The organism is Brevibacillus sp. M2.1A, from assembly GCF_013284355.2.
In the GTDB taxonomy this organism is placed as follows: domain Bacteria; phylum Bacillota; class Bacilli; order Brevibacillales; family Brevibacillaceae; genus Brevibacillus.
Window position 1 is genome coordinate 3,525,385 of the sequence record NZ_JABSUY020000001.1, and the last position, 13,425, is coordinate 3,538,809.

A 13,425-nucleotide genomic window follows, 5' to 3' on the forward strand; every position below is an offset into this window, starting at 1 on the left:
CTTTTTCAGCGCCAAAGCTGCCTTTCTGCTTTTCCATTGATACGAGCTATTTGCTGTTACATACGACGAGACTTCCACTCAACGAGCATTTGGTTGAGAGATTCCCTGTATAGCTCAATTGCTTCCAGCATCTCATGGAATCGCTGCATAACTAGCTCACTATCCTGCAAATTTTCAATTTGCATTCCTTTTTCTATGATATTCTTTAATGATAGGATTCGCTCTAAACCCTGTATAAGCTCTTCCTCAATTGTGTCTGGTGCCATGATGTAATAGCTCACACGGTCGCCTGTCACACTCTTTTTTTCCGCGAATCCAATTTTCAAAAGCATGCGCATATTGGTAGACACGCTTCCGAGACTGACTTGTAATGTAGTGGCAATCTGCTCGGATGAAAGGGGTTCCTGAGAGACCATCAACAGTCCAATAATCCGGCCAGCAATTCTGGATAATCCTTGATTTTCGTGATGGAGAGCCATTTCTTCAATCAATTGCATTGTTTCCGCCGTTAATTTGTCCAACTTCATGACTCCTTTTTCCTCGTTTTGCCCGATTTCCATGCTTTTGTCTATTATACTACCAATAGTCATCGCTTTCTTCAGAAAATACCAAAAGAAAATGCACCTGCTCTTTTGACAGGTGCCCACGTCATTCCTTATTTTAGTGGCGTGGAAGTAGTTTCATGGGTTTGACGAAGATATTCCATGATCATCAAGGCAGAACCTAGCTGGACACCGCATAATTCGCGCAGCGGACGCATCGACCAGTTAAAAAAGGAGAGTAGCTCTTGTAAGCCTTGATTCAGCCATTGTTCTGAATCTGCTCGAATCTCCGAAAGGGCGATGTTGTCGGGCTGGGCATCCAGCATGCGGATAAGCATGCTACAGCAGCATAGAGAACTCCAAAAAGTGCGTAGTTTCAGGTCAAACATTTCAGCTACTGTTGCGAAGCGTGCTAAAGCTGCATCACTTTCAGCTGATTGTAAATGATGGGATCGAACTTCCTCCATACCGATCAGAAAATCCTCTACAGACCGCTGAAATTTGGTTGGTACCGTTATGAATACCTGTGCGTTTTGGTACTGTTTGGATAAAAAAGCAATCTGTTCCCCTTCCAGTTTGGCTATGTCCAGCGTAGCATCCTTGTAGCTATGAGTGGTTTCCGATTTATCTCCCATCCTTGGATCCGTAAACAACGATATTTCCGAAACAAGGCAAAAGGTATCGTAACGTGTCCCAGCATAATCGCGCGATGAGCCCCCCATGAGGATTGCTTTCGAAGGGTCTTCTCCAGTAGGCAGGATACTTTGGTAGTAATCGTACATAGCAGACAGCTCAGGTAGCAGATAAAAACCGGCTTGGATAGGGGGCATGAATGGTGCCTCCGGTTCGCCGATCATCAGCGGTAATTGATGATCATGGGTCAGTTTTATGATCTGTTGGCACAATGCGTCGGGAAGAGGAGTCGATACATAATAAAACGTTCCAGTTTGATCGGAGCTGTGCAAGCTGTTGAGGAAATGCGGCTTGGCTTCATCAATCGCCCGCATAAATGCTACGGTTTCAGGAATGGGCTCGCTGAAGCTGAACGTTTTATACGCATACGGGAATGTCCATTCAACTTGTTCGTGCATACTGGGACGATAGTAGTTGCGGATGTAACGATCTGGAGAAAACGGGCCGCCGTACCAACCTTCATTCAGTCGGCAACCATCTACATCGATTTCTTTGATGATATAAAAGGTATAATCCATTTGCTCTAATAGGGCTGAATCCTCACATAGCTTTTTGCTGAGATACTCTAGCGATAGAGCTCCAATCGGCTCATTTGGATGCGGACAACCGACGAACAGCGCGCGATGCTGGCCATTTCCAATTCGCAGCATAAGGATGGGGTGTCCTTCTGTTGAGTGACCGATGGTACTGAGGGTAACAAGATCTGGATAGGCGGCTGCTAGTTCACGGGAAGAGGTGTCCAATTCCTCAATGGTTAGAAAATGTGAAAAATCAGGCATTTCTTGTAACAGTTTTTGAATGAAATCAGTCAAGCTCCTCACTCCTTTTGAGATGGATAAGAAAGGATGAAACAAGTGCAATTCCTGCACCTACCAGCAACAGGGAAAAACCGGCTTGAAAGGAGAACGCCTGAATAAATGCGCCCATCGCGATTGGTGTAAAAATACTTGCCAGCTTTCCTCCGGTTAACAGAATTCCACTAGCAGTACCCAAAGCATCTGAGGGAATGATACGCATGGTAAGGCCAATAATGGGTTGAGTGGTAAGGGAGAGAAAAAACAAAGAGATCGACTCAAACAACAGAAACTGGTTGACATTGTCAGATAGGATCATAAGTGTAAGGAGAATCGTTGAGAACAGAAGGGACGGAATGACCATCGATCGAAACTTTTGATGAAAATAACGGTCAAACAACCAACCTCCTGCCAAATAGCCAAGCATGGAAATGAGAAGAGGAAGCGATGCGTATAAGCCTGATTGGGTAATAGCAAGATGTTTTTCCGTTGTTAAGTAAGTAGGTACCCATGTCAAGCATCCAACCATCACGATTTGAATTCCGCAGAGCATACTTGTTAGTTTCCACAAATGCCCATTACGGAAAAGAGACATGAAAGGGATGGGGTTCGACTCTGATGATGCTGAGCATGATGGTGATTCCTTCACGAAAGGACGGGGAAGGGATATCCAGAGAATGGGGGCCAAGAGCAGGCCGATTAATGCTGTAACAAAAGTAGCTTCCTGCCATCCCAGTATCGCAATCAATGGTGCGACTAGAAAAGGGGCAAGTCCAGTCCCAATTGGTTCAGCTGATGAAACGATGGAGACTGTGGTCGTACGGATGTTTGCAGGTGTTCGTTCGGCAATCGCTTTTAACATAGCAGGCATTAGGGGGGCATCGATAAACCCCAACAAAAATCGGATGACGAGTAAGGCTGCAAAACTTGTGACCGCCCCTGTAAGCGCAGTCAATATTGCCCACAGTACCAAGTTGATTACAATAATTTGCTTCGATCCTCGTTTATCAGCAATGATCCCTCCCGGAATGGTAAAAATCGCGAAGCCTAAAAAATAAACACTGATGATCGCACCTTGCTCCACTGGATTCAGATGAAATTCTTCTCCAATAAATGGCAGCGCAATAATGATGCTGTACGAGCCAAGAACCCCAACGAGTATGGTGACAAACAAGAGCACAGCACTGATCGAAGTAGTTTTTTTCATGTGCATCACTTCCTAAAAGATGTTATGAGTATTATATTAAGTATTTTCAGTAATTTTAGTCAATACTGAAATTACTGAAATGAATGTCGGCTGAAAAAACTTCAAAGCCATGAGGTGCGGTTATGGAGGTTCCTTATGGCAATGAGATTCAACTGCACATATAATTGGAAGCCGCTGAGAGCTACATTTCGAAAAACGAAAACGACCTGTGGGTTGCACGAATGGTTTTCCATCGTGTTACCTACAGGTCGTTTCATGATCTTATTTCGTAATAGATTGTATCCGTTATGATTTAGTACTTTCTTGTGAGAATTCGAGAATGCTCTCCGTCTACAGTGATTTCCCAGCCTCTTGGGATTTCATAAGCAAAGGCTGGCGAAGGGTGTTTGACCGCTTCAATGCTGGATTCAGTAGGGATACTGGTGATATTGACGATTTGTTTTTCATAGAGACTTACATTTACCACGACCCAGCCATATGGTACAGGCACCCCGGTACCGACCCATTTATTCTCCAGCTCGTGAGGTTGGTACCGTTTTTTATTCTCATTTCTGATATCGATATAAGCCTGTCTCTTGCTGTTATAACCTCGACCGATTTCTACCCAACCAGAAGGGATGTTAAAGCTCAAGCTTCTTTCCACTTGCCCATAATTCGCGCCATTAATATATTTGGCTACTTCATATCCAAGCTGTGTTCCACGATGTGGCTCTTTTTCAATCGAAATCCATCCATTCGGAAAGAACGTATCGTATGCCACTACTAACGTATCACCGTACTTCCAGTTTCCATCAAAGATATATTTTTGTGGACGGACGTTAGAGTCTTTTCCCTTTCCTACCGCATCCGCTGCTTGAGTCGGGACGAACAGGAATGATGATGCCAAGACGAGAATACCCAGACTTCTTACCACTTTTTTCATGATTTACTCCTCCATATGAATGCGAATAAGAAAAAAGAATTTCAATAAGCATGAGAATTCTAAACACATTTGAAAATACCTTCTTTTATGGAAAAAAATTCTTATTCCAGCAAAACGATTGTTGCGAGGGTACACGAGTTTTCAATAGAATCGCAGTAAAAAAACGGAAATATTACTTGTTGAAACGTATAAATGAATATGTTATGATGCTGTTAACTTAATGACTGGAGCTGAAGAGTATAATGGATAATTTTCTTGCTTAAAAAATAAAACAAACTGCGATATCTTTCGCATGTTTTATTCTTTATGTGCAAGAAAGTTACTTATATCTCTTCACTCAAACAATATATCCTTATCTAACTTCATTTTTTGAGTTGGATTTGCTGTATTTATTTGAGCTACAAGAGAGTAACTTTCTTGTAGCTTTTCTATTTTTTGCATGCAGGGGGATGATTGTATGTCATTAATCAATGTAAATAACTTGACGTTTGCCTATGAAGGCAGTTTTGATAACATTTTTGAAAACGTGAGCTTCCAAATTGATACGGATTGGAAATTGGGTTTTACGGGAAGAAACGGCAGGGGGAAGACAACTTTTCTCAACCTGTTGCTTGGTAAATATGAATACAGCGGGAAGATTAGTGCCCATGTCAGCTTTGAATACTTTCCTTTCCAAGTCGAGAACAAAGAATATCTGACGCTTGATATCGTTCAAGACATTGTCCCGGACTATCAGCTATGGGAATTAATGCGCGAATTCTCCCTCTTAAAGGTTTCAGAGGATGTTCTATATCGTCCATTTGAATCTTTGTCTAACGGGGAGCAAACGAAAGTGATGTTAGCCGCCTTATTTCTAAAGGAAAACAGTTTTTTGTTAATTGATGAACCAACCAATCACCTCGACATGCATGCAAGGGAGCTCGTCAGTGATTATCTCCATTCCAAAAGCGGTTATATTCTTGTTTCTCACGACCGAGCATTTCTGGACAATTGTGTCGATCACATCTTGTCCATCAACAAGACGAACATCGAGGTGCAAAAAGGGAATTTCTCCGATTGGTGGGAAAATAAACAGAGACAGGATAACTATGAACTCGCTGAGAACGAGAAGCTCAAAAAAGACATTAAACGCTTGTCGGACGCAGCGAAACGTACGAGCAACTGGTCGGACGCTGTGGAAAAAACGAAAAATGGTACCTTAAATTCAGGCTCTAAGCTCGACAAAGGCTACGTGGGTCACAAAGCTGCGAAAATGATGAAACGCTCTAAATCAATTGAGCAAAGACAGCAATCTGCGCTGGAAGAAAAGTCGAAGCTCCTGAAAAACATTGAAAGCCATGACAGCTTAAAGATTGCACAGCTTGCTTACCATAAGAACCAACTTGCTGAACTGGATAAGGTTTCGATTCGTTATGGGGAGAAGTTGGTTTGCTCAGATATTAGTTTTACGATTGAGCAGGGGGAGCGTATCGCGCTGTCAGGCAAAAACGGCTCTGGCAAATCCAGCATTCTCAAGCTCATTTGCGGGGAGAACATCGATCATACTGGTGCCTTCCGAAAGGGGAGTCAGTTGAAAATCTCGTATGTATCCCAAGACACTTCGCATCTAAAGGGCAATCTGACGGATTTTGCCCAAGAAAACGGCATTGATGAAAGCCTGTTTAAATCGATTTTGCGAAAGCTGGACTTTTCCCGCGTACAATTTGAGAAGGACATTTCCGCATTTAGCGGCGGCCAGAAGAAGAAAGTATTGATTGCGAAAAGTCTTTGCGAGAAAGCCCATCTCCATATTTGGGATGAGCCGCTTAACTTTATTGATGTCATTTCGCGCATGCAAATTGAAGAGCTGCTTCTCGAGCACTCGCCAACGATCCTTTTTGTCGAGCATGACAGGGAGTTTTGCAATAACATTGCTACAAAGATCGTTGAACTGTAATTGGACGAAAAGTCTCTAAAAGAAAGAAGGTGGGGAAAACCGTTTCGTTTTCCTCACCTTTCTTTGTAATGTCTTCTCCAAATGTAGGAACGACTGCTTCTGCTGGAGGGGGAATTTGAGCAATCGAGAAGAAGTACTAAGTGGTGAAATGTGGTAATCTTTTGATAATAATTTTGAAAGAATGGCGGAGATTCGATGGGGAAGATAATGGCAAACGTAAGCAGCACATTGAATGGTATTTATACGGGGCCGACAGGAGAAGAAGACAATATGGTTAGCTGGGCGTTGCCTGGAATTATCGACGCCACAGATGATGGTCTTGCGTTCTTCCAGAGGGTTGACGCCATCTTGATGGGGCGAGTCACCTATGAAGGCTTTGCAAGCTATTGGCCGTTTCAAGTGGGGGATTGGGCTGATGCAATGAATAAGACTCAGAAGTTTGTAGTAACCAATAATCGTGAGTTTACAGAAGTTCATTGGGGGAACTACACCGAGACGATTACACTCCTTCACTCTGATGTCATGACAAAAATACAACAGCTAAAAACACAAGTCAAAGGTGATATCATTGTTCCTGCAAGTGCGGGTCTTGTTCAAAGTTTGATCAATGCTGATTTGCTTGATGAACTCCGGATAATCATTCATCCGGTCTTAATGGGCAGCGGCAAACATTACTTTGACAACATCAACACACGTCACGACATGAAGTTGCTAGAAACAAAGCTTTATGGAAAAAGCGGGTCCATACAACTGCGATATGAGATCGGAGAGGCACAAGTAAAATAAATGGTTGTGTTAACAATTAGTTGTACTCTGGAAGAATAAAAAGCCCCATTTCACGGATAGAGAAATGGGACTTTTTATTGTTTTGCTCTAATTCGTCCGCAAAGCAGGGTACACAAAAGCCTTTAACGTAACGCCTGTAAAGGAACATCCGGAAGCCTTTGGATGACCGCCCCCACCGTAATGTTGGGCGATCACCGACAGATCCAGGTCTTCGCGTATGGTTCGAAAGCTGATTCTGCCTTTTCCAGGATCGAGCATCGCGACGAAATCAATCATTTCCGCATTTTTACATAAGAAATTGCCTGTCGTGGAGTGATATTGCTCAAGGAAAACCACGCCTACTTGATATGTTTTTGGCTCATCTAAATCGATTTCTACGGGGATCAGCTTCATTTGCTTCAGCTTTTTTTGTTCAAATTCATCGATTCGCTTTTCTTCTGTATAGATGAGAATAGATTCTACTTCATCAAATACAAATTGGTCTGTATTGGCACCATCAACACGCAAGCGTCCTAGCACATTTTGAATAAACGTGTCTCGCTCGATCATATAGAATAAAATGTTCAGTTGATTAGCCTGTACAGTACCGGTTGCATCCCAATCCCACGTATCAAAGGCCCGAACCAGCTCCACATAGTCAGAGAGAACGCCAGTAGGGGTCAGATACCCCTGGTTTACCAGGTAATCATAATAAAGGCTCGTTGCCGAAGTCTTTTTCCCTGATTCTTCCGTAATAACTTTTGCCCATTCGTACTTGGAAGCCAACGGCAAGGCAGTTGGGTGATGATCGATCAAGACAAACGCATGTCCTTGATCGACCTTTTTCTGAATAAGCGATCCGACCTCGTCAGTGACACTTACATCGGTAATCATCACGTACGCATCGGGGGTAAGCTCTTCTTCGATAAACTTTTGAACTTCTTGATTGACAGTGTAAGGAGTCACCCCGCGGTAATCGACTTCTTGATTGGAAAAAGCAATTTGACTAAGAATTGCACAGGATACGCCATCCAAGTCCTTATCACTGAAATGAATGATTTTTTGATGATTCATGAAGTATCTCCTTAGGAATCCGTCTGTCGTCCGAATTGTACTGCCTTCATTCATCTTTCCCATTCAATAAGACGTGCTTGCACGAAGACAACAATTGGTGATTATTTGCAATATTACTTTGGTTTTATTATAATGCTTTGGTTAAAAGCACTCCACGTTAGTTCAATCGGTCGGGCGTGTTCGCGTATGTTCGTGATCGCTCTTATTTCTATTACGGGAGTAAAGCAATGGAGAGAAAAAGTAAAAGGTGGTCTTCAACATGAAAAAGTCTACATGGATCCCGGCTGTACTCCTGCTAGCAGTCCTGACTGCTTGCGGCAACACGCAGCCTACAGAGCAACCAAAAAATCAAAATCAGGCGGCAACAGGTACCCAACAGCAAGCGGGTGAAACAACTACGCAAAAACCTGAAGAAACGAAAAAAGAAGAGCAACAGGTGATCGCTACTCCACAAGAAATCGTCGTGTACAAGCAAGGGGAAAAAACATCCCTAAAGCCGGAAGATGACAAGTTCAAGGAAATTCTTGCGCTCATGAACAAACGCTTTGAAACACCTGCGGACCAAATGCGTTTTGACGAGAGCACCCAAGCGGTGGAGAAGGACAAGAAAGAGGCTTTGGCAGTAGAATTCAACTACGCTGAAGTAACGACAAACACTTTGCCAGCGACTGTTAATACAGATAACAAAGCGGAAGTAAAGGCGAAGACACTGTTCTTCGTATTGAGTGGAGAAAACAAAGACCATATGTTTGATTCAGAAGATGGCAAAACTTATGGAACGGCACCGTTGCACTTGACCGAATCCACTGAACTGACCGAGCTATTGAATAAGTAAGCAAACTACCCAGACTGTTGAGCAATCGGCAGTCTTTTTCTATCTGTACTGCCTGATCAAAGAAAACCCTCTTGATCTTGGGGCAAACGATCAAGAGGGAAGGGCATGACAATCTATTTCCTTTTTTGATCCGGTTCGGATTGCACGACAGTTAACGTCGTATCACCATCGGTCTCCACCAGATGCTTCAACATAGAGAGCTTATTGTTCCAAAACTGCTCGTAAAAGGAAAGCCACTGCTTTACTTCCGTCAGAGGACCGGGATGCAACCGATAGATTTTCTCGCGACCTACCTTATGTCCTGTAACCAAATCTGCGTCAGCAAGTATATGAAGATGCTTGACTACAGCCGTTCGGCTTATGGGGAAATGAGAGGTAATCGCTGAGATCGGCAATTCTTTTTCAGCGAGCAAGCGAAGTACTTCCCGACGAGTAGGGTCAGCGATCGCTTGAAATACATCAACCTTTTCTGCTGAAGCAGACATTTACCCTTCCACAACCTTTTTCAGACGTTCGTGTACAATACCAACCCAACCTTGATTCATCTTCTCGCGAATCATTGAGCTCTTCGCGTTTGCTTTTCCGATAATCTCATCTGCCGCTTTCCATCCACCATGAATGAGGGTAAACTCCGTTTTTTCTCCCAGTTCTTTTAAAAGAAACGAGACGACCCACCCGTCTGTATCCCAAGCAAAAGAAAGGCGATGTGGTGCTTCTACTTCCAACACTTTGCATGGAGACGGCCCAAAAGGGGATTGGATATGGAACTCATGACCTACCACTGGTTGAAAATCATTGGGCATAAACCAAGCAGAAATGGCTTCCGCAGTGGATACTTTCTCCCATACCTTTTGAATAGGGGCGTCGAAAACGATGGTTTGTCTAATATCTTCTACGGCTTGTTGATTGTTTTGTTCCACGATAAAATCTCTCCGTTTCGTAGTGAAAATCTAACACCCTTTGGTTATACTTTAAAATAATATAACACCTTTTGGTTATATGTAAATGGTATTTTTCCTCCCATTCACGAATTATATTCGGCTGGGAGTGCGCTAAAAATGTACGAATGTGCTCGAAACTCGCAAGAAAAGGGTATAATAAATTGGCAAAATGTATCATGTGTACGTTACGTCCATGTAAATAACGCCAATCGATAAAAGGAGATCCAATGACAGACAAAAAAGCAACAATCGAACCGGGATGGAATTTTGATAACAGCTATACAACGCTGCCAAAATCGTTTTTTTCCAGGCTCAATCCACCTCCTGTACGATCACCGAAGCTAGCCATTCTCAATGAACGTTTGGCAAAAACGCTTGGGCTGAATGTCGAAGCTCTGCAAAGCGAAGAAGTCATAGCCATGCTTGCGGGAAACAAAACCCCAGAAGGCGCAATGCCTCTTGCCCAAGCATATGCGGGACACCAATTCGGTCATTTTACCATGCTAGGCGATGGCAGGGCTCTTCTTCTTGGTGAACAAATTACACCCTCCGGCGAGCGCTTTGATATCCAACTGAAAGGTTCAGGCAGAACACCTTATTCTCGCGGCGGTGACGGTAGAGCAGCCCTTGGCCCGATGCTGCGCGAATACATCATTAGCGAGGCCATGCATGGACTCGGAATTCCTACTACGCGGAGCCTTGCAGTAGTGACAACGGGCGAGTCTGTCTATCGCGAAACCGAGCTGCCTGGTGCTATTTTGACGCGTGTCGCTGCCAGTCATATCCGAGTAGGGACATTCCAATTCGCGGCAAGATGGTGCTCCATAGAAGACCTCCGTGCGTTGGCTGATTACACGTTGCAAAGACATTTTCCAAAGATCGCAGCAGATGAAAACCGCTACCTCCTCTTACTGAAGGAAGTCATCCAGCGTCAGGCTGCGCTGATTTCCAAGTGGCAACTCGCAGGATTTATTCACGGAGTCATGAACACCGACAACATGGCAATCAGCGGCGAAACGATTGATTACGGTCCTTGCGCTTTTATGGACACATATGACCCTGCAACTGTATTTAGCTCCATTGACGTTCAGGGTCGGTATGCTTACGGAAATCAGCCGTACATTGCTGTGTGGAATCTTTCTCGTTTTGCGGAAAGCTTATTGCCGTTGTTGCATGAAAATGAAGCGCAGGCTGTAAAAGTGGCCGAAGATGCACTTGCCGAATTTAGCAAGCTGTATCACAGCCATTGGCTCACAGGAATGCGGGCAAAGCTCGGATTGTTCAACGAAGAGGAGGAAGACGAAGCGTTGATCGAAGGTCTGCTCAACATGATGAAGGACCACCATGCTGACTATACGAATACATTCCGTGCTTTCACGCTTAATCAACCAGAAGAAACTGCAATGTTTGGCACGAGCGAATTCACGGAATGGCACGAGCAGTGGAAAGCACGACTAACAAGACAGCCAGAGGACACCGCTGCGGTACAACAGGTAATGAAAAAGAGCAACCCGGCAATCATCCCACGGAACCATCGTGTAGAAGAAGCATTGGAAGCAGCGTGGAAAGAGGGCGACTACACGGTGATGGAACGACTCCTGGAAGTCCTTTCCAATCCATATGCGTACACGCCTGAACAGGTAGAATACACGACCTTACCAGCGGAATCGGCATGTCCTTACCAAACGTTTTGCGGTACATGATAGCATGCAATCAGAGTCCAACGATCTTTCACATGTTGGACTCTTTTTTCATACGTCCGATTCGCGCTAGAATATGGAAAGCCGAAGAAAAAAGGAGCAATTGCTTTATGGATAAAAAAGCAAAGCAAATCTTGATGAAAACATTTTGGAGCAGCAACGGGTGGAAGAGTCGCCCATACGATTTTTCGGGAGCAGATTTTGAATACGCCAAAAGCAAAGGTCTCATGTTTGATCTGCAGACAATTAGTCACGAAGATTGTATAGACAAAATCATTACTCTGCATAAAAAAGTGACGAAAGAACAAGCCGCCGCTGCATTTTTGCACAGTCTCTCGACGCGAAAGGTGTACCTGCGCAGCGCCTTGTCTAGCTGGGCTTTGACAGAGTCTTTAAAAGCCCATGACTTCGAAAGTAACGTCGGCAAGTATACAAATCCAGAAAACGGCACCTATTTCGCCATGTACGGAGACTGCCATAAGTGCGACCGTTATTATATCGCTGGACGAGAGCTATATACGGAAGAAGATTTGAACGTTTTGAATTTTGAAAGAATCAAGTGGGGAGGTATCCGCCTAAACTATCTACCGTACCTCATGCTTGATCTGGAGCTGTTAAGCAAGGAAGAAAATCTTTCCGTACAGGAAGAAGATGTAGCAATTCTCCGTCAGGTGCTAGCCATCATTGCCAGCAGTGAACCAACCGATGCCGCCCGTCAATTGGAGAAGCGCCTCCATGGTGTCTTCGCATCTAGCAAAAACGAACGGGATGTCTTAATGGAAATTCTTGCATCCGCCGGGATCTTAGCGCCAAGCAAGGACAGACCAGGGCGTGGCGGGAAGAACGACTTTTTTGCCGTAGTAAATTGGCGCGGCGAAGATAGCTATTCCGAGCAAGCTATCCAGAACTTCTTTGGCCCATGGCTGTAAAGAACGGAAAATCTAGGAACAAAGAAGGGTGCCATCTATACGCGAAGTGTGTATAATATTGGAAAAGCATGTCGAAAAGTTTGTTTTTATTGAAAGGAGGTGAGATATAAGTGAAAAAGAAATTAATCGTCCTGTCAGGCATTGCGGGCAGTGGCAAAAGCAAGTGGGCACAAGAAATTGCCAAAAAGGAACGGGCAACAATCGTGTCTACGGATGAAATTCGTCAGAACTTATTTGGTGACGAGCGAAAACAAAAAAGATCAGCACAAGTATTTTTTGAGGTCTATTCGAAAATCGCAACGGAGCTGGCGAATGGAAAGAATGTCATTTTAGATGCAACCAATATTGACAGAGAGAAAAGAATGAAGGTCCTTGCCAAATTTCCCGATGTCCAGAAGGAATGCTATTACGTCGATGTTCCCTATACCGTTTGCCTAGAGCGCAATCGATCCCGAAAGAGAACCGTAGACGAATACATCCTGGCGAAGATGCGGAAGAACTTCCATTTTCCCATTAAGAATGAGGGCTGGGATCACATTCATCTCTTGCACGAGCCAGTTCCTTATTCCATTGAAAAAGAAGAATTCGTTCAATTGCTTCAAAAAGAACCCTCCTATGAAGAGCTGTTTGAAAGGTTGAATGCCATTCCCATCTTCAAAGAGATGTATCAATTTAATCAGGAAAACCCTTATCATCAGTACCCTTTGTGCAAGCATACCTATCATGTTTTCGATTATGTAAACGCCTTTTACACGGAAGAAGACAAATTTCTCATGCAAGTGGTCGCCTTATTTCACGATACAGGAAAACCATTTTGCAAAACCTACAAGCCGATGAAAGGCCATTACTCCTACTTCGGACATGAGCATGTTTCTGCGCAAATTGCTTGTCATTTCTTAAAAGAATTAGGATTCGAAGATGATTTTATTTTCGAAGCCGTCAACCTGATTCAAATGCACATGAAGATTAATTATGGAACTCAGCAAGATATTTCCGAGATTTATCATTTGTTGGGCGAAGAGTACCTGTGGAAGCTGTACTTCTTCAAGGAAGGAGATGCCTATGCCAAATAAGGAGGTGAATAACG

At 43.8% G+C, this 13,425-nt stretch carries 13 protein-coding genes; 6 read left to right on the forward strand and 7 right to left on the reverse strand.

Annotated elements, in window-relative coordinates:
• Positions 1 to 56: 56 nt before the first annotated feature.
• From HP567_RS17430 to HP567_RS17445, 4 genes are all read right to left on the reverse strand, one after another.
• The gene (locus HP567_RS17430) at positions 57 to 527 is read right to left on the reverse strand and encodes a GbsR/MarR family transcriptional regulator (protein ID WP_173609264.1); all 471 of its coding nucleotides are present in this window, start codon (positions 525 to 527) and stop codon (positions 57 to 59) included.
• Positions 528 to 655: 128 nt separating this feature from the next.
• Positions 656 to 2,047: a M14 family zinc carboxypeptidase gene (locus tag HP567_RS17435; RefSeq protein ID WP_173609263.1), complete on the reverse strand. Its 1,392-nt coding sequence runs from the start codon at positions 2,045 to 2,047 to the stop codon at positions 656 to 658.
• The gene (locus tag HP567_RS17440) at positions 2,040 to 3,236 is read right to left on the reverse strand and encodes an MFS transporter (protein WP_173609262.1); all 1,197 of its coding nucleotides are present in this window, start codon (positions 3,234 to 3,236) and stop codon (positions 2,040 to 2,042) included. Before HP567_RS17440 ends, HP567_RS17435 begins: the two co-directional genes overlap by 8 nt.
• Positions 3,237 to 3,528: 292 nt before the next feature.
• Positions 3,529 to 4,158 (reverse strand): hypothetical protein, encoded by a 630-nt coding sequence (locus HP567_RS17445; protein WP_173609261.1) that lies wholly within the window; start codon positions 4,156 to 4,158, stop codon positions 3,529 to 3,531.
• Between the two features lie 457 nt (positions 4,159 to 4,615).
• Between HP567_RS17445 and HP567_RS17450 the strand changes: the two genes are divergently transcribed.
• Positions 4,616 to 6,094, forward strand: a complete 1,479-nt coding sequence (locus HP567_RS17450; protein WP_173609260.1) for an Lsa family ABC-F type ribosomal protection protein — start codon at positions 4,616 to 4,618, stop codon at positions 6,092 to 6,094.
• A 195-nt stretch (positions 6,095 to 6,289) separates the two neighbouring features.
• A complete protein-coding gene (locus tag HP567_RS17455; protein ID WP_173609259.1) occupies positions 6,290 to 6,880 on the forward strand; it encodes a dihydrofolate reductase family protein in 591 nt (196 codons plus the stop codon).
• 87 nt (positions 6,881 to 6,967) lie between these two features.
• Here the strand turns inward: HP567_RS17455 and HP567_RS17460 are convergent, their stop codons facing one another.
• On the reverse strand, positions 6,968 to 7,933 hold the full coding sequence (locus HP567_RS17460) for a DHH family phosphoesterase (RefSeq protein ID WP_173609258.1): 966 nt from the start codon (positions 7,931 to 7,933) through the stop codon (positions 6,968 to 6,970).
• A 259-nt stretch (positions 7,934 to 8,192) separates the two neighbouring features.
• Here HP567_RS17460 and HP567_RS17465 point away from each other — a divergent pair, with 259 nt between their 5' ends.
• Positions 8,193 to 8,768, forward strand: a complete 576-nt coding sequence (locus HP567_RS17465) for a hypothetical protein (protein WP_173609257.1) — start codon at positions 8,193 to 8,195, stop codon at positions 8,766 to 8,768.
• A 113-nt stretch (positions 8,769 to 8,881) separates the two neighbouring features.
• Here HP567_RS17465 and HP567_RS17470 read toward each other — a convergent pair whose 3' ends face one another.
• Both HP567_RS17470 and HP567_RS17475 read right to left on the reverse strand, forming a co-directional pair.
• Positions 8,882 to 9,253: an ArsR/SmtB family transcription factor gene (locus HP567_RS17470; protein WP_087347353.1), complete on the reverse strand. Its 372-nt coding sequence runs from the start codon at positions 9,251 to 9,253 to the stop codon at positions 8,882 to 8,884.
• Entirely contained in the window at positions 9,254 to 9,688 is a 435-nt protein-coding gene (locus HP567_RS17475; protein ID WP_173609256.1) for an SRPBCC family protein, read from the reverse strand.
• Between the two features lie 248 nt (positions 9,689 to 9,936).
• On the opposite strand from HP567_RS17475, the gene HP567_RS17480 reads away from it, so the two are divergent.
• The 3 genes from HP567_RS17480 (at position 9,937) to HP567_RS17490 (ending at position 13,411) form a co-directional block, all read left to right on the forward strand.
• Complete coding sequence (locus HP567_RS17480) at positions 9,937 to 11,412, forward strand: protein adenylyltransferase SelO (RefSeq protein WP_173609255.1); 1,476 nt, start codon at positions 9,937 to 9,939, stop codon at positions 11,410 to 11,412.
• Positions 11,413 to 11,519: 107 nt separating this feature from the next.
• Positions 11,520 to 12,338 carry a hypothetical protein gene (locus tag HP567_RS17485; RefSeq protein ID WP_173609254.1) on the forward strand — a complete coding sequence of 273 codons (819 nt, stop codon included), beginning with the start codon at positions 11,520 to 11,522 and terminating at the stop codon, positions 12,336 to 12,338.
• A 110-nt stretch (positions 12,339 to 12,448) separates the two neighbouring features.
• Entirely contained in the window at positions 12,449 to 13,411 is a 963-nt protein-coding gene (locus HP567_RS17490) for an AAA family ATPase (protein ID WP_173609253.1), read from the forward strand.
• Positions 13,412 to 13,425: the final 14 nt, after the last annotated feature.

Bases quoted from the DNA above. Each gene is read 5' to 3' on its own strand.
- HP567_RS17480 (WP_173609255.1), top strand. From the start codon at position 9,937: ATGACAGACAAAAAAGCAACAATCGAACCGGGATGGAATTTTGATAAC.
- HP567_RS17460 (WP_173609258.1), bottom strand. From the start codon at position 7,933: ATGAATCATCAAAAAATCATTCATTTCAGTGATAAGGACTTGGATGGC.
- HP567_RS17465 (WP_173609257.1), top strand. From the start codon at position 8,193: ATGAAAAAGTCTACATGGATCCCGGCTGTACTCCTGCTAGCAGTCCTG.
- HP567_RS17440 (WP_173609262.1), bottom strand. From the start codon at position 3,236: ATGAAAAAAACTACTTCGATCAGTGCTGTGCTCTTGTTTGTCACCATA.
- HP567_RS17455 (WP_173609259.1), top strand. From the start codon at position 6,290: ATGGGGAAGATAATGGCAAACGTAAGCAGCACATTGAATGGTATTTAT.
- HP567_RS17470 (WP_087347353.1), bottom strand. From the start codon at position 9,253: ATGTCTGCTTCAGCAGAAAAGGTTGATGTATTTCAAGCGATCGCTGAC.
- HP567_RS17445 (WP_173609261.1), bottom strand. From the start codon at position 4,158: ATGAAAAAAGTGGTAAGAAGTCTGGGTATTCTCGTCTTGGCATCATCA.
- HP567_RS17450 (WP_173609260.1), top strand. From the start codon at position 4,616: ATGTCATTAATCAATGTAAATAACTTGACGTTTGCCTATGAAGGCAGT.
- HP567_RS17485 (WP_173609254.1), top strand. From the start codon at position 11,520: ATGGATAAAAAAGCAAAGCAAATCTTGATGAAAACATTTTGGAGCAGC.
- HP567_RS17430 (WP_173609264.1), bottom strand. From the start codon at position 527: ATGAAGTTGGACAAATTAACGGCGGAAACAATGCAATTGATTGAAGAA.